Source organism: Gemmatimonadaceae bacterium (genome assembly GCA_020852815.1).
GTDB lineage: Bacteria > Gemmatimonadota > Gemmatimonadetes > Gemmatimonadales > Gemmatimonadaceae > SCN-70-22.
Genome location: JADZAN010000003.1, coordinates 83009 through 102439, shown reverse-complemented (window position 1 = coordinate 102439; position 19431 = coordinate 83009). Strand labels below are relative to the sequence as shown.

The 19431-nt window shown below is 69.4% G+C and carries 17 protein-coding genes; 8 read left to right on the top strand and 9 right to left on the bottom strand.

What is annotated here, in order from left to right; genetic code table 11:
• Nucleotides 1-39: 39 nt before the first annotated feature.
• On the bottom strand, nt 40-810 hold the full coding sequence (locus IT359_03425; GenBank protein MCC6928024.1) for a DsbA family protein: 771 nt from the start codon (nt 808-810) through the stop codon (nt 40-42).
• Nucleotides 811-1036: 226 nt separating this feature from the next.
• Here IT359_03425 and IT359_03420 point away from each other — a divergent pair, with 226 nt between their 5' ends.
• Both IT359_03420 and IT359_03415 read left to right on the top strand, forming a co-directional pair.
• The gene (locus IT359_03420; protein MCC6928023.1) at nt 1037-1882 is read left to right on the top strand and encodes an alpha/beta hydrolase; all 846 of its coding nucleotides are present in this window, start codon (nt 1037-1039) and stop codon (nt 1880-1882) included.
• A 142-nt stretch (nt 1883-2024) separates the two neighbouring features.
• Nucleotides 2025-2300 carry a hypothetical protein gene (locus IT359_03415; GenBank protein ID MCC6928022.1) on the top strand — a complete coding sequence of 92 codons (276 nt, stop codon included), beginning with the start codon at nt 2025-2027 and terminating at the stop codon, nt 2298-2300.
• Nucleotides 2301-2423: 123 nt separating this feature from the next.
• On the opposite strand, the gene IT359_03410 is transcribed toward IT359_03415, so the two are convergent.
• Both IT359_03410 and IT359_03405 read right to left on the bottom strand, forming a co-directional pair.
• Nucleotides 2424-2915, bottom strand: coding sequence for a hypothetical protein (locus IT359_03410; GenBank protein MCC6928021.1), 492 nt, complete (start codon nt 2913-2915; stop codon nt 2424-2426).
• Nucleotides 2912-3445, bottom strand: coding sequence for a CDP-alcohol phosphatidyltransferase family protein (locus IT359_03405; protein ID MCC6928020.1), 534 nt, complete (start codon nt 3443-3445; stop codon nt 2912-2914). The genes IT359_03410 and IT359_03405 overlap by 4 nt, the downstream gene beginning before the upstream one ends.
• Nucleotides 3446-3552: 107 nt before the next feature.
• On the opposite strand from IT359_03405, the gene IT359_03400 reads away from it, so the two are divergent.
• Genes IT359_03400 through IT359_03390 form a run of 3 tightly spaced genes read left to right on the top strand, consistent with a single transcriptional unit; the run spans nt 3553 to nt 7071 of the window.
• Nucleotides 3553-5082 (top strand): hypothetical protein, encoded by a 1530-nt coding sequence (locus tag IT359_03400; GenBank protein ID MCC6928019.1) that lies wholly within the window; start codon nt 3553-3555, stop codon nt 5080-5082.
• The gene (locus tag IT359_03395; protein ID MCC6928018.1) at nt 5079-5798 is read left to right on the top strand and encodes a DUF2461 domain-containing protein; all 720 of its coding nucleotides are present in this window, start codon (nt 5079-5081) and stop codon (nt 5796-5798) included. The genes IT359_03400 and IT359_03395 overlap by 4 nt, the downstream gene beginning before the upstream one ends.
• Before the next feature lie 10 nt (nt 5799-5808).
• Nucleotides 5809-7071 carry a serpin family protein gene (locus IT359_03390; protein ID MCC6928017.1) on the top strand — a complete coding sequence of 421 codons (1263 nt, stop codon included), beginning with the start codon at nt 5809-5811 and terminating at the stop codon, nt 7069-7071.
• Nucleotides 7072-7217: 146 nt separating this feature from the next.
• Here the strand turns inward: IT359_03390 and IT359_03385 are convergent, their stop codons facing one another.
• From IT359_03385 to IT359_03365, 5 genes are all read right to left on the bottom strand, one after another.
• The gene (locus IT359_03385) at nt 7218-9836 is read right to left on the bottom strand and encodes an insulinase family protein (GenBank protein MCC6928016.1); all 2619 of its coding nucleotides are present in this window, start codon (nt 9834-9836) and stop codon (nt 7218-7220) included.
• 20 nt (nt 9837-9856) lie between these two features.
• Nucleotides 9857-10951: a tetratricopeptide repeat protein gene (locus tag IT359_03380; protein MCC6928015.1), complete on the bottom strand. Its 1095-nt coding sequence runs from the start codon at nt 10949-10951 to the stop codon at nt 9857-9859.
• A gap of 99 nt (nt 10952-11050) precedes the next feature.
• Nucleotides 11051-12163, bottom strand: coding sequence for a tetratricopeptide repeat protein (locus tag IT359_03375; GenBank protein MCC6928014.1), 1113 nt, complete (start codon nt 12161-12163; stop codon nt 11051-11053).
• 214 nt (nt 12164-12377) lie between these two features.
• Complete coding sequence (locus IT359_03370; GenBank protein ID MCC6928013.1) at nt 12378-13301, bottom strand: pseudouridine-5'-phosphate glycosidase; 924 nt, start codon at nt 13299-13301, stop codon at nt 12378-12380.
• Nucleotides 13302-13408: 107 nt separating this feature from the next.
• Nucleotides 13409-13642 carry a hypothetical protein gene (locus tag IT359_03365; protein ID MCC6928012.1) on the bottom strand — a complete coding sequence of 78 codons (234 nt, stop codon included), beginning with the start codon at nt 13640-13642 and terminating at the stop codon, nt 13409-13411.
• A 226-nt stretch (nt 13643-13868) separates the two neighbouring features.
• Between IT359_03365 and IT359_03360 the strand changes: the two genes are divergently transcribed.
• Complete coding sequence (locus tag IT359_03360) at nt 13869-14291, top strand: hypothetical protein (GenBank protein MCC6928011.1); 423 nt, start codon at nt 13869-13871, stop codon at nt 14289-14291.
• Here IT359_03360 and IT359_03355 read toward each other — a convergent pair.
• Nucleotides 14258-15319, bottom strand: coding sequence for a M20/M25/M40 family metallo-hydrolase (locus IT359_03355; GenBank protein ID MCC6928010.1), 1062 nt, complete (start codon nt 15317-15319; stop codon nt 14258-14260). The two genes, IT359_03360 and IT359_03355, sit on opposite strands and share 34 nt — an antisense overlap.
• Nucleotides 15320-15579: 260 nt before the next feature.
• Between IT359_03355 and acnA the strand changes: the two genes are divergently transcribed.
• Nucleotides 15580-18330 carry an aconitate hydratase AcnA gene (gene acnA / locus IT359_03350; protein ID MCC6928009.1) on the top strand — a complete coding sequence of 917 codons (2751 nt, stop codon included), beginning with the start codon at nt 15580-15582 and terminating at the stop codon, nt 18328-18330.
• 73 nt (nt 18331-18403) lie between these two features.
• On the top strand, nt 18404-19363 hold the full coding sequence (locus IT359_03345; protein MCC6928008.1) for a diacylglycerol kinase family lipid kinase: 960 nt from the start codon (nt 18404-18406) through the stop codon (nt 19361-19363).
• Nucleotides 19364-19431 lie beyond the last annotated feature (68 nt).

Sequence of the window (19431 nt, the reverse complement as noted above, 5' to 3'; positions counted from 1 at the left end):
GAGGGGCGGCGTTCGCACGTAGGGCGAGGGCCGCTACGTCTACTTCTTCGCCGTATCGGTGGCGGGCGCGGCGGCCGGCGCGGGCAGTTCGGCCTTGGCGCTGTCCACGTAGGCCTTGAACTTGTCAAACGAGATGCTGCCGGGCACCAGGCGCGAGCCGATGATGAAAGTCGGCGTCTGCGCCACCTGGCGACGCACGGCCTCGGCCTCGTGGGACTGGATGTTCCGCAGGAACTTCTGGTCGTCGAAGCACTGTTCCCACTTCGCGACGTCGAGGCCGAGCTTTTCGGCGTAGCCCTTGAAGACCGACTTGGGGCGCGAGGTCGCGGCGCCGTTCCACTCGTCCTGCGACTGGAAGAGCATGTCGTGCATTTGCCAGAACTTCCCCTGCTCGTTGGCGCAGGCGGCGGCGTTGGAGGCCGGCCACGTGTTCTTGTGCCCCGGGAGGGGGAAATCGAAGAAGCGGTACGAGATCTCCCCGGTCTCGATGAGGCGCTGGCGCACGTCGGGCTCGGTGAGCACGAAGAACTGGCCGCAGGCCGGGCACTCGAAGTCCGCGAACTCGAGGACCTTCACCGGTGCGTCTTCACGCCCCATGAAGTACCCCTCGGCCTGCGGGAGGAGCGACGGATCGACGCGCGTGCTCTCCGGAGTCACCTTGGGCTGGGTGACGCGGTAGAAGATGAAGGCGCCGACGAGCGCGCCCACGAGCCCCAGGATCGCGTAGAAGTTCCCCTGTCGCCGCTTGGCGTGCTTCTTCACCACGTTGGGTCCGCGTCCTCGTCCGGCATCCACTGGTTGCTTGGCCATTGCTCCTCTGTCGGTTTCGTCGCATCGGCGGCGATGCGTCGGTGTTCGGCGGTCTGGGGGACGGGAAACCTAGGACGCCGAGCGGTGAGGAGGGAGAGGGCATGGCCACGAGGCGCGCGGCAGCGAGCGGTGGACGCCGACGATGGCGGGGTGGTCGCTTACATTTCCGGCGCCAGCCGAGCCTCGATGGCGCCGGATTCCACCCCGACATCTCCCCCACATTCGCGTGAGCGTCCCGACCGATCCCGACATCTTCCGTGTCCCGGTGGGGCCGGGGGCGATGCACGTGGAGCGGTTCGGCTACGGCGGAGCGCCGGTCGTCCTGCTCCACGGTTTCGGGACCACCGCCTTCCTGTGGCGGCACGTGGGGCCGATGCTGGCGGTGCGGCAGATGACGGCGTACGCCGTCGATCTCTTCGGCTACGGCGAGTCGGATCGCCCGTTCGACGCCGACTTCGGGGTGCTGGCACAGGCGGACTACGTCGATCGCGCGCTGACCGCCCTCCAGATTCCGCGCGCCGCCCTGGTGGGGCTCGATATCGGGGCGATTGTTGCCATGGCGCTGGCAAGCGACCGGCGCGATCGGGTGTCGCGACTGGTGATGGTGGGGCCGCCCCCACTGGACGACATTCCGGGGCCCGCCGTCCGCGATCTGCAGCGCGACACGGCGCGCCACGCGTTGCGCCTCACGCGCGGGCTGTTTGGCGCCTCGGCGCTCTTGACCCCGTTCCTCGAGGAATCGGTCAGTTCGTCCGACCACATGCCCGCGGTTCTCGTGGGGCGGTACCTGGCGCCGTATCTGGGGCGCGAGGGGACGAACCACCTGCTGGCGCTCGCCGGGGCGCTGGAGGAGGAGGAGCTGGAGGAGCTGGCGCCGGCGTCCATTCGCCAGGAGGTGCTGGTGGTACGGGGGACGCGCGATCGCTGGTGCACGAAGGCGATCGCGGAGGAATACGCAGCTTCCTTCCCCAGCGGCCGATACGAGAATGTGGACGAAGTGGGGCACCTCGTCCCCGAGGAGTCGCCCGAGACGCTCGCCGAGCTGATCGGCGACTTCGCGTCGCGCCGCTGAAAGTCCGCTGGCTTGGCGGCGCGAGACGCGCTGCCAGCTACTGCGGCAGCCGCAGAACGTTCGCGCACGGCCGCGCGTAACTTTGGCAGACGCTACTGATCGATTAGCTTTGGGTGTCGTACCCACCTTTCAACCCGAGGACATGGCGAAGAAACCCGCCCGTCGTCACACGCCGTCGGCCATCCCGACGCCGTTCGATGAAGCCCGTGACGAGCTGTTCCAGCACATCATGCAATGCGGAGTCATCGGCTCTGAGCCCGAGCACCAGGGCGAATGGTTCGATGAAACCATGAAGTATCTTGCCGATCGGTTCCACGAGCTCTCGCAGGAGCAACTGAAGCAGATCCGCACGCTGGGCGAGCGATTCGTCCAGCCGCCGAAGCAGAGCCGGAACAACGAAGCGATCACCGCGGCGTAGCACGACGACCCCCTCCTGTTCGAGGGGGTTTTGCTTTTTTGGGGCGAGCGGCCAGGTCGAGAGTGCCGACGGCCCGGCGCCGCCGGGTTGCGCATCGGCCTGCGTTGCGAGCTGCGTTGCGGGCTAGCGGCCGGCGCGGCGACCGCGGCGAATGACGCCGGCGATGCGAACGCCGCCGCCGAGCGCGAGTTCGGCGGCCAGCGCGCGGCGGTTGCGCACGCGCGACTCGATTCCCAGCCCCACGACGACGCGCGGCCGCGCGTGCTCGAACGGGTCGACCATGGCGCTCAGGCCGCCGAGTCCGTAGAGGGCGATGGGCGACTCGGCGAAGGGGTCGAGGAGGAAGCGGGCAATGACGTCGGCGCGCGCGGCACCGTGTGTCACGCCATTGCGCCTGGCGATGCCGCCGGCGACGGTGCCGCCGATGCGCACGTAGAGGCCGGCGGGGACGTTGAAGCCGCCTCCCAGCTGCAACGACGGCGTGCGCGCGGCGATGGCGTCGAGGCGCGCCTCGAACTGTGTCCCGGTGGGGCGCTGTGCGTGCGCGAGCGCCGGGAAGAGGGCGGCCGCGAGGGCGAGCGCCGTGCCCGCGCGCGCGGGACGCGGCACGGTCATGCGGCGGTGCGCTCGCGCTCCCGCCACAGCATGAGCGTGTAGTCGACGATGGCCCAGAGCGAGGTGACGCCGACGGCGAGGATGAGCCAGGGTGCCTGATGCGGCTGCAACAGGACGGCCAGCAGCGCCATCAGCTGCAACGTGGTGGCCACCTTGCCGGACAGGCGGGCGCGGAAGGTGATGGGGCGCAGCCACGACACGGCGCGCGCCACGAGGAAGCCGACCGCGGTCATGAAGTCTCGCGAAATCAGGATGAAGTACTGCGACGTCGAGATGAGTCCCTCGAAGAGGAAGACGCAGACCGCGGTGAAGACGAACATGCGGTCGGCGACCGGATCGATCAGCGCCCCCCAGCGGGTGGTGAGGTTGGCGCGGCGCGCCAGCCACCCGTCGAGGAAGTCGGTGAGTGCGGCGAGGAGGATGAGCCAGACGCGCGTGACCGGCGACGGGATCATCACGAAGGCCGCCGCCATTGCGAGCCGCGTGAGCGAGATCACCGAGGGGAGATAGAGCAGCGGGCGGCGGTCCATGCGGTCAAGGTAATTCCCGGTCTCGCGCTCGGGGATGGGCGCGCACCGGCACACGGCGCTCTGTCGCGTGCTTGTGCGTGGCTCCCGCACCAATGGAGATTGGGGACGTGATGTCACTTCGCGACGACTGGCGAATCTCGCTGTACGTGGCGCTGTCGGCCGCCGTACTGCTTTGGGACGTGTTGCTGGCCGGGCAGATTGCCAATGCTCGCCGCCAGACGCGCCTCTTTCTGGCGCTGACGTCGATCTGCGGACTGTTCATCGTTCCCGGCGCGCTGATCGCGCTGGCCGCGAGCACGACGATGACGGGGCGCGTGGTATATCTCGTGGCGTGGCTCTGGCCGGTGGTCCTGCTCTTCTACGTGTTGCAGAGCGGCTACGCACTGTTTCGCCGATTGGTGACGCCGCTCTTTGCGCTGCCGATCTTTGCCTTCAACTGCACGCTGCTGGCGGCGGCCACGGCGCGCTTCGCGTCGGAGTGGATCGTTGCGCTGCCGTCGCCGCTGGTGGGTACCGCGGTCGCGCAGTCGGGGGCGCTGGGCCTCATCTTCGGGCGCATGGCGCTCTGGTCGCCGTGGGTGCTCGCCCTCCCCTTGCTCTCCCCTGCATATCCAGCGCGCTGGGGGGTGAGCCGCTCGGTGCGCGCCGTGCTGGCGCTGTCGGCGGCGACATCGGTGGCGATCTTCGCGATGGAACTCCCACGCTCGGTGTACGCCGCCGAGTCGTTCGCGCCACTGGGAACGGAGCGCCTGCAGGAGCGCCCCCGCGGTGACTTCCTGCTGGGGTTGCACATCCTCCCCACGCTCGACGCCCCCCCCGCCCCGCTCCCGCTGGAGCGCGACCTGACGCTCGCCGACTCGCTCGACGCGTCGATCGTGAGCGTCACCATTGCGCCTGACGGTGTGCGAGCGCTGGCGCTGGACTCGCTGGCCAATGCGCTCGACGCCCTGCGCCGCGACTCGGTGCAACTCGTCGTGACGCTGGGCTACGGCGAGGCCGATGGCGCGCTGTATCGACAGGGCCCCAGCCGCTACCTGGAGCGCCGCCTGGCAATGCTCGACCAGGTGGTGCGTCGCCTGCGACCCGACGTGGTGATACCCGCGCTCGACCCCGAAGACGCCGGGCATACCGCGTTAGGGCGTGTGGCGCCGGCGTGGTGGCGCGACTACTTCACGCGCGCCGCCGAGGAGGTGCATCGCCTGCGCCCGCGCACGAAGGTGGCGCTCAATGCGTCGGCCTTCACCGCCGCCGACTCGGCGCTGTACGCGTGGGGAGCGCGGCAACCGGGGATCGACCTGCTGGGCTTCTCGCTGGCGCCCTCGTTCGGCGGCGGGGCCTCGCTCGAGGCGCGATTGCGGCTGGCGGAACGGTGGATGCGCCGCACCACCAAGGAGCAGTGGGTCTTCTCGGCGCGCGGGTATCCGCGGACGTTTGGCGAGCGGAACCAGGAGCGCGCGCTGTGGGGGGTGGTGGCGTGGGCCACCACCCAGCCCAGGATGCGCGCCGTCATCATCGACGGCGCAGGCGACTACGACACACTCGACGGGCTGCGTGCCCCTGGCGGGCGCCTGCGCCCCGCCGCGACCACCGTGGCGCGCGCCGCCCAGGCGCTCGCCGAATCGACTGAGGGACGATGAACATCTTTCCCGGCTTCTCCCCCGAGGCGCTCAAGTTCCTCCGCCAACTCAAGCGCCACAACGACCGCGAGTGGTTCAAGGCGCGCAAGGAACAGTTCGACGAACTCCTGATGGAGCCAATGAAGCTCTTTGTCGAGGAGATGGACGTGCGACTGGCGGAGTCCACACCGGAGATCCATGGCAGCCCCAAGCGTTCGATCTTCCGCATCTACCGCGATACGCGCTTCTCGAAGGACAAGTCGCCGTACAAGACACACGTGGCCTGCTGGTTTTCGCACGTTCGTGCGTCTCACGGGGTGGGGAGCGAGACGCATGGCGCCGGCGCGGGGTACTACTTCCACCTGGAGCCGGGCGAATCGCTCGTGGCGGGGGGGATCTGGATGCCGGCGCGTCCAACGCTGGCGGCCATCCGCGAGCGCATTGCCGAGCGCGGGGGCGAGCTCAAGAAGTTGCTGAAGGCAAAGGCGTTGGTGTCGCGCTTCGGTGCACTGAGCGAGGAAGGCAAGCTGTCGCGGGTCCCGCGCGGCTTCGACAAGGAGCACGAGCATGGCGCGCTGCTGCGGCACGCCTCGTTCACCGTGTCGGCGCCGCTGGACGATGCCATGGCGCTCTCGCCCAGGCTGACGCAGCAGGTGGAAAAGGACTTCAAGGCAATGGCGCCGCTGGTGCGATGGCTCAACGACGCGTTGGGGTATCCGCCGGCCGAGAGACGATGAGGACAATCCCATGAGACGTTTCGGTGTCGCGGTCCTGTGCTGTACCTCGCTCGTGCTCTCCGCAGCATGCAGCGACTCGTCGGGCCCTGGCGAGGCGGCGCCGAACGTCATTACTACGCTGCCGCGGAGCCTGAGCGGCGCCGAGCAGGGGATCATCACCGCGGCCAACGGCTTCGGCTTCCGATTGTTGGGGCGCATCAACAGCGCGTCTCCTTCGGACAACCACTTCATCTCACCCCTCTCGGCGTCGATGGCGCTGGGGATGCTGGTGAACGGCGCCGCGGGGACGACCGAGACCGAGATGCGCACGACGCTGGGCTTCGGGACCATGTCGCGCACCGACGTGCTCACCGCCTACCGGGACCTGATCGCGCTCCTGCGTGGGCTGGACTCGCACGTCGACTTCCGCATCGCGAACTCGATCTTCTATCGCGATACCTTCGCGCCATTCGTCGAACCCACCTTCCTGTCCGAATCCAAGTCGTACTTCGACGCCAGCACGGCGGGGCTCGACTTCAACAGCCCCTCGGCGCTCACGACGATCAACGGCTGGGCCAAGACGGCGACGAACGGGAAGATCGAGGAGGTCCTCAAATTCCTCGACGCCGACCTGATGATGATCCTGATGAACGCCATCTACTTCAAGGGGGACTGGCGCCAGGCGTTCGATCCGAAGCGGACGAGCAATGCGCCGTTCACGCCGGAGGGAGGTGCGGCGGTGTCGGTGCCGATGATGCACCTGACGGACACGATGCGCGTGGGCCTGGTGGACGGCCGGCAGGTCGTGGACCTGGGCTACGGAGGGGACGCGTTCTCGATGACGGTCGTCCTGCCGCGCACCGGCGAGACGGTGGCGTCGCTGGTGAACTCGCTGGACGCTGCGACGTGGACGACGCTCACCTCGTCGCTGCGGACCGCGGACACCGAGCTGTCGCTCCCGCGCTTCAAGATGTCGTGGGAACGGCTGCTGAACCCCGAACTCAAGGCCATGGGAATGCCCACGGCCTTCATCGGCGGCGTTGCCGACTTCACGCGCCTGTCGTCGCGCAAGGGGAATGAGCTCTTCATCTCGTTCGTGAAGCAGAACAGCTTCGTGGACGTGAACGAGGTGGGGACCGAGGCCGCGGCCGTGACCACGATCGGCATCGGCGTTGTCTCGCTCCCCCAGCGCGTGGTGATGAACGTCAACCGGCCGTTTGTCTTCGCGATTCGCGAACGGATCAGCGGGACGATTTTGTTCGTGGGGAAGATCATGACGCCGACGGCGGCGTAGAAGACGAGAAGACGAGAAGACGAGAAGACGAGAAGACGAGAAGACGAGAGGACGAGAAGACGAGGTCAGGACCCTTGGGCGCGGGAGTCGGCGCCGGGGCGGGGCAATCTCGTCTTCTCGTCCTCTCGTCCTCTCGTCTTCTCGTGCTACGCGCGCCGTCCCCGCACGATTCCTTCCACGCGACGGTCAGGGTCGAAGTACTCACGTGCCAGCCGTTGCATCGATTGCGGCGTTACCGCGTTGAGGCGAGCGGCGTATCGATCGAGTTCGTCCAGCCCGCGTCCGTACAGCCAGGCATCGACCAGCTCGGCGAGCACGTTGCCCCCCGACTGCTGGGCGATGGCGTGCGTGCCTAACGCGTAGGTGCGGGCGCGCACAAGTTCGGCGTCGGTGATGGGTGCTTCGCGCAGCTTGTCGAACTCGCGCAGGAGTCCGGCGCGTGCCACCTCCTCCTTCTCGGGCGAGGTTCCGATGTAGGCAACGAACATCCCGGCCGCGAGCCGGTCGCTGGCCGAGGCGTGCACGGTGTATCCAAGCGATTGCCTGTCGCGCAGCTCGTCGAAGAAGCGCCCGCCGAGCCCGGAGGCGACGGTGGCGATGAGTTGCGCCTCGGTACGCGCGTCGTCGCGGCGCGACGGTCCACGGAAGGCAATGGCGAGGCCGGTCTGCAACTTGTCGCGCAGCTCGGCGCGACTCACGACTGCCTTAGGCCACGACGGCTCGACGAGCGGCAACGGCGCGCGGTATTCGAGCGCCGAGAAGGCCGACGCGAGGCGGCGCGCCGTTTCGTCGGCGGCCACGTCTCCCACCACGGCGAGCACGCAGGGTGAGGAGAGCACGTTGGCCGCGTGCCAGGCGCGCGCGTCGCCAGCCGTCACCGCGCGCAGCGTGGCATCGCTGCCTAACACACCGCGCCCGTACGGATGGTCGCCAAACGCCGCCTCGGTCGCCAGGCGCACGGGATAGCGCATCATGTCGTCGCGCAGCTGCGCCAGTTGCGACAGCGCCACCGTGCGCTCGGTCTCCAGCGCGCCCTCGGGAACCGTTGGCGCCATGACGACGTCGGCCAGGAGGTCGATCCCCGCAGCCAGGTGTCGCGGCGTCACCGACAGCGTCCAGCCAATCCCGTCGCTCGTGACGGTCGGCGCGATGGTCCCGCCTAACAACTCGGTCTCGAAGGCGATCCCATCGGCGCTTCGGCGGGCCGTTCCCTTGAGCGTGGCGCGCGCGAGGAGCGTGGCGATTCCCGCCTGCGCGGCCGCCTCGTCGAGGGCGCCGCCCAGGACGTAGAGCCCCAGGTGCACGACCGGCGAGCCCGCCTTGTGGCGCACGAGGATCGGGACGCCGCGGGCGGTCCGGAAGACGGAGACCGCGCCATGCGCCTGCTCGGGGGTCACGCTCGTGAGCGGCGTTGCGGCTGCTGGCGTTTGGGGGAGCGCGACCGGTGCCAGCGCCGACGCGGGGGCACCGTCGAGCGCGGCGAACGCCGCATCCACGTTGCCGGCGAATTCCGGCGCCGAGGCCGGGCGGTACACCATCATCGACGCCTGCTGCGCGTCGAGATGACGGCGCGCCGCGTCGGTCACCTCGTCGGCGGTGGCATCGAGCATGCGCTGCGCATACTCATCCGCCCAGCGCCAGTCGCCTAACGCCTCCCACTCGGCGAGGAAGTTGGCTTGCCCCTCCATCGTCTCGAGGCGTCGGAGCCAGCGCGACTCGAAGAGACGCTGCGCGCGCTGCAGGTCGCCGGCATCGATCCCCCGTTCGCGCAGCGTGTGCAGTTCACTCCACATCGCGCGCGCGGCTTCGGGAGCGCGATCGGCCGGTCCGTCGGCGTGGAGGACAAAGACGCCCAGCGCTGTCGGTGTGTAGTTGTAGGCCGTCGCGCCCGAGGCGAGTCGCTGTTCGCGCACCGCGCGGTACAGGCGCGACGACCGTCCGCTGGAGAGCACGGCCGCGAACAGGTCGAGGAGCGGGGTGTCGGGGTGGCGCGTGGCCGGAGTGCGCCAGCCGATGGCCACTTGCGTCTCGGCGATGTCGCCGGCGCGCTCGCGATACCGGCGCCCCGCACGTTGCACCTCGTCCTCACCAGGATGGCGCTCGATGGTGCCGTCGGGGAGGGCGCCATGGAGTTCCGTCACGCGCGACAGGATCGACGCGGGGGTGACGTCGCCGGCGATGACGAGGACGGTGTTCGACGGGCGGTAGAAGTTGCGATAGAAGCGCACGAGCTGGTCGCGTCCGAGCGCGCGCAACGGCGCCTCGCGCCCGATGCGCCAGCGCCTGATGCGATGCCGGTCGTGCAGGAGTTCGTAGAGCGTCTCCGTGGTGACCGCCCCCGGGTTGTCCTCCTTGCGCTTGGCCTCCTCGATGATGACCTCGAGTTCGCGGCGCAGCTCCTCGGCGTCGATGACCGAGTTGGCGTAGGCATCGGCCTGGATGGCCAGCCCTGCGTCGAGCCCCTCGACGGGGAGGACGGCGTAGTACGACGTGTGGTCGTAGATCGTGGCCGCGTTGAGGTAGCCGCCGCTGGCCTTGGTTTGTCTGGCGATCTCGCCGACCCCGCGCGTCGGCGTCCCCTTGAAGAACATGTGCTCGAGGACGTGGGCGATTCCCACGACGTCATCGGTCTCGTCGAAGTAGCCGGCCTTGACGTAGGTGACGACCGCGGCCACCGGGGCGGAGTGATCCTCGTGGATGAGGAGCGTGAGCCCGTTGGCGAGGACGTGACGATGGACGCTCCGTGGGTCGAGCGAGCGGATCATGCGAGGGGAGGTATGGTGGACTAACGAGGGGGAACGCGGGCGGGGGCGGCAACCCCTCCCCCCGCGGCACCGGGCACCGCACCCGGAAACGCACCCGGCATTGCGGCTGGCGGCGCCCCCAGCGGGCCGGGAGGCGTCGACTTGCAGGCGTCCCAGGGGCCGGCGCCCGAGCGCTGGAAAAAGCGCACCGCGAGATCGGTGCGGCCAAGGCGGTGCAGCGCGCACGCCATGAAGCCCATCGCGACCTTGTCGTCGGGATTGAGCTCGATGGCGCGCTGGTAGAACGACCGCGCCAGCTCCGCCTGCCCCGAGGCGAGAAGGAAGCCGGCCAGTTCGCGGTGGGCGAGGTAGTTGCGCGGCTCCAGCTCCACCGCACGCCGCAGCTCGGCGCTGGCGGTGGCGCGGTCGCCGGCGTCGCGCGCCAGCCGCCCCAGGTAGATGTGCGGCTCGGCAAGCGTCGGGTCGGCGAGCACCGCGGCGGCAAAGGCGTTGCGCGCCGAGACGCGGTCGCCAGCCGCAAAGGCCTGCCGGCCGGCGCGCAGCTCCGACGGTTCGCGATCGAGCGTCATGGCGTAGTAGCCCCCCGCGCCCAGCATGGCGAGGATCACCACGATCACCAGCACCGCGGCCAGCGGATTGCTCCTGGCGGATGGCGGTCCCTCGAGCGGGACCGGTGGCGGTTGGTCGGGCGCGGAGCGCGGCGTCGCCGGTGACGCCGGCGTCGCGAGAGGACTGGTGTACGACGCACTCGCCGGCGCCACCTCGCGGTCCAGCACGCGCTGTATGTGATCGCGGGCGGCGCGCGCCGCGTCGATGTCGGCGTCGGTGGGGGCGTAGCCCTCGGTCGCCGCGCGCTCGGCGGCGGCGTGGAAGTCGACCAGTGCGTGCGCGTCGTCCAGCGCGAGGAGGTTGCGCTGCCGCAACTCGCGCACGAGTGCCACTCCACCGAGCACGTTGGTCCCCGCCAAGGCGCGCAGGGCATTCTCGGTTCCGCTCCAGGCGTCGCACAGCGCAGGCGAGACCTCCGTGGCGGCAACCGCCCTCGTCAGGCGGTCAAACGATGCGCGGGCCGCGTCAAACGCGGCCCGCGCCGTCCGTTGGGCATCTGTTGGCATGAGCCCCGATGAGCCGTGGTGGGAAGTGGCGAACGACGTGAACGACGTGAATTATGCTGACCGGTGGCGACCGACGAGCGCCGTCGGTGCGGCGTGGCGTCAGGTGAGGATGCGCAGCAGACCGGCGTCGGCGCTGCCGCGGATGAAGCTCTCCGCATCGCCGGTGGGAATCACGACTCCCGAGAGCGAGAAGCCCCGACGTGCCTCGTTGAGCATGAAGTCCTGGACCGAATGGCCATTGAACGTGGCGCTGCCGTCTCGCATCTGTCGCACGATGTCGTCCCAGCTCCCGTGGAACGCCCGGCCATCGCGCGTCATGATGCGATGTACGCGCGTCTCGCCCTTCTGTTCCACCAGCCCGCTCAACATCGAGCCAAAGAGCTCGAGCTGCTGCTTGACGTCGGCCTGGTCCTGCTCCATGGCCCGTTGCTCGATCTCGGCGAGCATCTCGTCGATGTCGTCGGGCTCACCGGCGAGTTCGGCCAGTCGCTCTTCCCACTGCTTGAGCTCGGGATCGTCCTCGGGGAGGCGATGGATCGTGCGCTTCAGCTCCATCAGGCGCCAGATGCCGAGTTCGTCCCAGTGATCCTGCGGCTTGGAGCGATCGAGATGGTACAGCGCCGCCTCGTACTCGCCGCGGTCGTAGAGGATGTTGCCGAGGTAGATGCGCGCCTCGACGTGGTCGGAGTCGAGCTGCAACGACTTGCGCAGCGTGGCGATGGCCGCGTCGTCGTCGCCCAGGCGGTGCTGGGAGTAGCCCACGAGCGCCACCGCCTCCGCCGAGTCGGGGGCTTGCCGGGCGGCCACCTCGAAGTACTCCTTGGCGTCGTCGATGAGCCCTTCGCGAAAGAGGGCGCGGCCGATCTGGAGCATCAGCTCGACGTCGTCCTCGTACCCTAACGCGAGCGTGGTGTGGAACGACTTCCGGGCGGCGTCCTCGAGCCCGAGCTTGAGCAGGACCTCGCCCAGCCCGGCGAGTGCGTCCTCGTGCTCCGGGTCGAGGATGAGCGCTTCCTCGAAGGCACGGCGCGCCCATGCGTACTCCTCGCGCGCCAGGCGGGCATAGCCCACGCCGACGTGCAGCTCTACCGCGTGCGGATAGAGCGCGAGCCCCTCACGAAGCACATCGAGCGCCTCATCGTACTGCCCCTCGTTGTAGAGGTGATGGGCGCGCTCATCGTACTCCTCGGAACTCAGGAATGGAGTCGGCATCTCGGGCACTACCTCCGCATCGAGCGTGCTGGCCTATTGTACCATTGCGAACGAGACGTGTTCAATACTCTCGCTCGACGAGCGTCGCGTCAGGTGACCGCACGTCCGGGTACCCGCAGGAAAGCTAGCGAGTCGCAGGGCACCGTGCCGCGCCCTCGCCTCCCGGGCATGGCGTCATGCCGCGCACTCGTCCCAAGGACGCGCGGCGAGTGCCTCACGGCACGCTCGGACCCGCCTCACCGCTCTCCGCCGCAAGCGCGACGGCGATCTGACCCGCGAGGAGCGCGTTGGCCTCGAGGAGCGCGAGGTTCGCGCGCCGGGTGCGTCCGAACGTCGCGCGTTCCACCGCGCCCAGGAGAAATGGGGTCATGGCCGCCCCGCGCACGCCCTGCAGCGCGGCGTCTCGTAAGGCACCGGCCAGCGCCGCCTCGACGTCCTCCCGCGGAATGGCGTCGCTCACTGGCGGCGGCTGCACGATGAGCAGCGCCTCACGACGCCCCAACTGCCGATGGGCGCGCTCGATGGACGCGATCTCCTGCGGCGACTCGGCGGTCGCCGTCACCGGGAGCCCGCTCGACGTGGAGAAGAAGGCGGGGAACTCGCGACAGCGATAGCCGATGACCGGGACGCCGAGTGTTTCGAGGCGCTCCAGCGTCGCGGGGAGATCGAGGATCGACTTGGCGCCGGCGCACACCACGATGCGCGGCGTGCGCGAGAGCTCGACCAGGTCGGCCGACTCGTCGAAGGCGCTCTCGCGGTGGACGCCACCGATGCCGCCAGTTGCAAATACGCGGACGTCGCTGCGGGCGATTAGGGCGAGGGTGGCGGCGACCGTGGTGGCGCCGCAGGCGCGCTGCGCCACCGCGACCCCCAGGTCGCGCGAGGAGACCTTGCGCACGCCATCACGCGCCAGAAAGCGCTCGAGTTCGGGGTCGGTGAGCCCGATGGTCGGCATTCCATCCACGACCCCGGTCACCGCGGGGAGCGCGCCGGCGCGCCGCACGGCCGTCGTCATGCGCTCGGCGGCCTCGCGATTGGCGGGAATGGGGAGCCCCTGCGCGAGAACCGAACTCTCGAGCGCGACCACTGGTCGCCGGGCCAGCAGCGCGGCGGCGACTTCGGGGACTATTCGGATCATCGCCGGATCATCGCCGGATCATGGCGTGGAGCGCGCCGGCGACTGGGCGCCGCGCGCACCAGCCGCCAGCCACAACTTCGTCAGGGCTGCCGAAGCGCCCTGCCGGGTCACGCCACCGCGTCCGGGAACTGCTCGGCGCGCAGCGTGTCGACCTTCTCGCGCTCGTCGGAGGTCGGATCGTACTTCGCGAGGATCTTGATCCGCTCGCCCGGATAGCAGTCGAACGACTTGGTCGACCCCTTCTGGATGCGAATCTCGTGACCGTCCTCGAAGCGCAGCAGGACTTCGGGGTAGTCGGCGTTGGTGTACTGCTTCCGGATCTTGGCGGGAGGCGTCGGCATTCCTTCTCTCGTGAGGCGGTGTTGGGGGGGAAATAATAGCGCGCGATCGCTCGGGGCCGCCAGCAAGTTCGTCGCGGACACCGGCGAGAACGCGCGAACGAAAGTCTTTGCACGATCCGGATGCGCTGGCCCTTCGGAACCTCGCGCGTTGGTCGCAAGGTATCACTCTCGTAGTTTTCTCGCTCGCAACGCAGGGCAGACTCCCAGCCTCTCACCCCACGCTCTCATGACTGTGCGCACTCTGCTCGTCCGCCTCTCGCTTGGCGCCACCCTCCTGGCTGCTGCCCCGGCCGTAGTCGCTGCCCAGATCGCCGCGAGCGACCTGCGCGATGTTCAAAGCGCAACCGAGCGTGTCGTGAGTGCGCCCAGCCGTCCCGCGACTCCGGCGGCCGAATCGCGCGCCACGCCCGAGACTGGGCCGCGGGTCAGGGCTACAATCGCCGGGCTCGATGTGCGCCAGGGCGACGCGCCGCTCACTCCGCCGGTGGTGGCCTCGCCCCGCGCCACGCGTGGAATGGCGCTCACGATCGTTGGCAGCGCGGCCTTCCTGGGTGGCGTCATCATCGGCGGCGACGCCGGGACGGTGATCGCGGTCGGCGGGCTCGGCGTTGGCGTCTACGGACTCTGGCTCTGGCTCGGCGGCAAGTAGTCCGTTAGTCCCTCGCGCTCCAGCGCGGCGAGCGCAATGCGCTCGTAGGCGTCCACCGCCGCGGCGAGTTCGCGCACCGACACGTGCTCGTGCGCGGTGTGCGCCACGTGGATGGAGCCGGGGCCGAACAGGTAGGGCGTCCCCCAGTTCGTGAGCGCGGGGATGTCGGTGGCGAACGCGGCCACGCTCGTCGGGAAACCGGGGAGCGTGCCGAGTCGCACCGGGGGAACGGTGATTCCCTGCTCCACCGTGGCGCGATCACCAACCCACCGCGTCACGAGGGGCCACACATCGGCGGGCGGGGTAACGAGCCTGAGCATGAGGCGCGCCTCGGCCGACGGCGCCATGACGTTGTCGGCCACGCCGCCGCCAAGCATCCCGATGTTGACCGTCGTTGGACCAAGCACCGGATCGGTCGGCCACTCCACGTCGTCGAGCGTGGCAAGGAGCTGCACCAGGTCGCGCGTGGCCGAGTGCCCCATCTCCGGATAGGCCGAGTGCGCGGCGCGACCGGTCGTGCGCACCAGCGCCCGCATCGCCCCCTTGGTCCCCACCGCCAGCGTGCTCTCCGTGGGCTCGCCGTTGATCAGGATGCGTGATGCGGTGGGATGGGCGTTGGCGGCGTGGGCGCCGTCGTGCGTCGTCTCTTCCCCAACGACGAACAGCAGGGCGACGGGGACATCGCGCGCGCGCAACCGTTCCGCCGCCAGGATCATCGACGCGGCAATGCCCTTGGCGTCGCAGGCCCCGCGCCCGTGCAGCGTGTCGCCATCGAGACGCGGCGGGATGTACGGCGGGACCGTGTCGAGGTGCGTGGAGAGCGTGACGACCGCCTCGTCGTGCACCTGTGCAAGGATCGCGTCGCGTCCATTGCCCACGGCAATCCGTTCCGTGCGCCAGCCGCGACTGGCCAGGAGCTGCTCGGCAACGGTGACGACCGCCTGCTCGTGCCCGCTCGTCGATTCCACCGCCATCAACCGAATGGCGAGTTCCGCGACCTGCGCTTCGAGCGAATGTTCAACCGACATCGGTTCCCCGGGGCGACGAGTTCGCGGGCGGGGAGAGGCGACCGCCCACAGCCGGAGGGATCACCACGCAGCCCTCCGGCGCGGGAGGAATCTACCGCGCCGTCACGTGAGGGCGTGATGGCCGTGCGCGGCCCGGCGACCGATACTTGGCAACATCGCGCTACATTACTCGCAGCCTGGCGGGGGCCGCGTGCCGCCGCCAGTGGCTCCGTGACTCACTGCGCCGCGGCGTGCGGTGCCCTCATCTGCGTGATGAGACCATGACCCATCCGAACTCATTCGGCAGCAAGGCCACCCTTACCGTTGGCCCACGGTCGTACACGATGTTCCGCCTCGATGCGCTGCGGGCGCTGTCGAACGGCAACGTCGACCGTCTCCCCTTCTCCCTCAAGGTCCTGCTGGAGAACCTCCTCCGCGGCGAGGACGGGGCCTTCGTGAAGAAGGGGGACATCGAGACGCTGGCCAACTGGAACGTGAAGCAGCCGGTCGACAAGGAGATTGCGTTCCGCACGGCGCGCGTCCTGTTGCAGGACTTCACCGGCGTGCCGTGCGTGGTCGACCTGGCGGCGATGCGCGACGCGATCGCCACGCTCGGCGGCGACCCCACCAGGATCAACCCGTTGCAGCCGGTCGACCTCGTGATCGACCACTCGGTGCAGGTGGACGAGTACGGGACCGAGGCCGCCTTCCTCCTCAACGTGAACCTGGAATACGAGCGCAACTCCGAGCGCTACCAGTTCCTGCGCTGGGGACAGGAGGCGATGCGCAACTTCCGCGTCGTTCCGCCGGGAACCGGGATCTGCCACCAGGTGAACCTCGAGTACCTGGGACAGGTGGTGTTCACCGCGGCGCAGGACGGGGAACGGCTCGCCTACTGCGACTCGTTGGTGGGCACCGACTCGCACACGACGATGATCAACGGCCTCGGCGTTCTTGGCTGGGGCGTGGGGGGGATCGAGGCCGAGGCGGCGATGCTGGGGCAGCCGGTGTCGATGCTCATTCCCGACGTTGTCGGCTTCAAGCTCACGGGAAAGCTCCCGACAGGCGCAACGGCGACCGACCTGGTGCTCACCTGCACCGAGATGCTGCGCAAGAAGAAGGTCGTGGGGAAGTTCGTCGAGTACTATGGCGACGGGCTCTCCTCGCTGGCGCTGGCCGACCGCGCGACGATCGCCAACATGGCGCCGGAATACGGTGCCACGATGGGCTTCTTCCCGGTGGACCACGAGACGCTCAAGTACCTGCGCCTCTCGGGGCGCAGCGAGGAGCAGGTGCAACTGGTCGAGGCGTACACCAGGGCGCAGGGGCTTTTCCGCGAGGACGGGATGGCCGAGCCGATCTTCACCGACACGCTCGAGCTCGACCTGTCGACCGTGGTCCCGTCGCTGGCGGGCCCCAAGCGTCCGCAGGATCGCATCCCGCTCACCGCGGTCAAGGCCAACTACACCGAGTCGCTGCGCGCGCATCGCGAGCAGCAGGCGGCGGCCAAGGGCAAGGGTGAAGGGACGGCCGTGGCGGTGATGGAGGGCGAGGGACCGACCCACGAGAACGCCGGCGTCCCCTGCGAGTGGCGCGGGCAGCGCTTCGCGCTCAAGGACGGTGCGGTCGTCATTGCCGCGATCACCTCGTGCACCAACACCTCCAACCCGAGCGTGATGCTCGCCGCGGGGCTGCTGGCGCAGAAGGCGTCGGCGCGGGGGCTCACGAGCAAGCCGTGGGTCAAGACCTCGCTCGCCCCGGGCTCCAAGGTGGTGCGCGACTACTTCGACAAGGCCGGCGTGCAGCCGGCGCTCGACGCGTTAGGCTTCCAGATCGTGGGCTACGGCTGCACCACGTGCATCGGCAACTCCGGCCCGCTCCCCGAGCCGATCTCGAAGGCGATCGATGACGGGAAGCTGACTGTGGCCGCAGTCCTCTCGGGGAACCGCAACTTCGAGGGGCGCGTGAATCCGCAGACGCGCTTCAACTACCTGGCGTCGCCGCCGCTCGTGGTGGCCTACGCGCTGGCCGGGCGCATGGACATCGACTTCGACCGCGAACCGATCGGCATTGGCACCGACGGCCCGGTCTTCCTGCGCGAGATCTGGCCCAGTGCGAAGGAGGTCGAGGACGTGGTGCTGTCGTCGGTCAAGCGCGAGCAGTTCGAGAAGGAATACGGCGACGTCTTTGCCGGGGACGCGCAGTGGCAGGCCATCCGCATCCCCACGGGGTCGCGCTACGCGTGGGACGACGCCTCCACCTACGTGAAGCATCCGCCGTACTTCACGGGCATGACGATGACGCCGCCCGGGGTGCAGCCAATTGCCGGCGCGCGCGTCCTGGGGATGTTCGGCGACTCGATCACGACGGACCACATCTCCCCCGCGGGGTCGATCGCCGAGAAGAGCCCGGCCGGGCAGTGGCTCCTGTCGTTAGGCGTGCCGAAGAAGGACTTCAACTCGTACGGCGCGCGGCGCGGCAACCACGAGGTGATGATGCGCGGCACCTTTGCCAACATCCGCCTCAAGAACGAGCTGACGCCGGGAATGGAAGGGTGGTGGACGCGCACCACGAGCGACGCGGCGCCCACCTCGTTCTTCGAGGCGAGCGAAGGGTACAAGGCGGCGGGGACGACGCTGATCATCATCGCCGGCAAGGAGTACGGGACCGGGTCGTCGCGCGACTGGGCGGCCAAGGGGACGGCACTCCTCGGCGTGCGCGCCGTCATCGCCGAGTCGTTCGAGCGTATCCATCGCTCCAACCTGGTGGGGATGGGCGTGATCCCGCTGGAGTTTGCCGATGGGGCCACGCGCCAATCGCTGGGGCTCACCGGCTTCGAGGCGTACACCATCGAGGGGCTGGGCGAGGGGATGACGCCGCGCGCCACGCTGACGGTGGTGGCGCGTGCCGCTGACGGGAACGAGACGCGCTTTGCGGTGCGCTCGCGCATCGACACCCCCGAGGAGCTGCAGTACTACCGCAACGGCGGGATCCTGCCGTACGTGTTGCGACAACTGGTGAGCGGGCGGTAGCCGGCGAGCCGCGCAACGCCGATCGGCACGGCGCCATTCCCCCGGGGAGTGGCGCCGTGTTTGTTTCGTCGCCATGCCTGCCGCCCCGCGTTCCGACGCCCCCCGATCCGACACGCCGCCCGTTGTGGTCATCGCCAACCCGGCCGCGGGGCGCGGGCGTGGGGCGCGTCTGATCCCGCGCCTTCGTACGATCGTCGAGTCGGCGGTGGCGCGGTCGGGAGGGACGCTGGCCGTCGAGTTGCGGCTGACGACGCACGCCGGCGAGGAGTTCGACCTGGCGCGCGAGGCCGCCGAGCAGGGGGTGGCGACCATCGCCGCGTTAGGCGGCGACGGGACGTGGGGAAACGTGGTCCGCGGGATCATGGCGGCGCGGGTGATGGGGGAACGGCCGCGGCTGGCGCTTCTCGCGGCGGGGACGGGGAACGACCTGGCCTGGGCGACGGGGATCCCTGCGCACGACCTCGAGGGGGCGATCGAGATCGCGATGGGGGTTGGGGAACGGCGCATCGACGTCGGCGAGGCCGACGGCGTGCACTTCGTCAACTGCCTCGGCTTTGGCTTCGACGCCGCGGTGCTCGAGGGAACGCAGCGCGTGCGCTGGCTGCGCGGGCACGCCGTCTACCTGTTCACCGCGGCCCGGATGCTCCTCGGCTATCCCGGGATCGTGGCCGACGTCCGGGTGGGCGGCGCCACAACCCCGGGCAAACACTACCTCGCCGTCATCTTCGCCAACGGGCCGCGCTTCGGCGGCGGCTTCCGCATTGCTCCCGGCGCTCGGCTCGACGACGGCGCGCTCGACCTGGTGTGCGTGGCCGATGCCCCGGCGCTGCGCCGAGCCGTGGTCTTTGCCGGTGTCACGCGGGGGACCCATACGCGCTCGCCGGAGGTCGACATTCGCTCGGTGCGCGAGGCGACGCTCACGTTCGACAGCCCTCCCATCTTTGACGCTGACGGCGAACTGCACCGCGCGCGCGGCTGCACCGTCACGGTGCGCTGCCACCGACAGGCGTTGCGGCTGGCGGTTCCGTCCTGAGATGCAACACGGGGCGGGAGCGACCGTCGCCCCCGCCCCGCTGGTGCGCGCCCGCGCGCGTCAGGCGC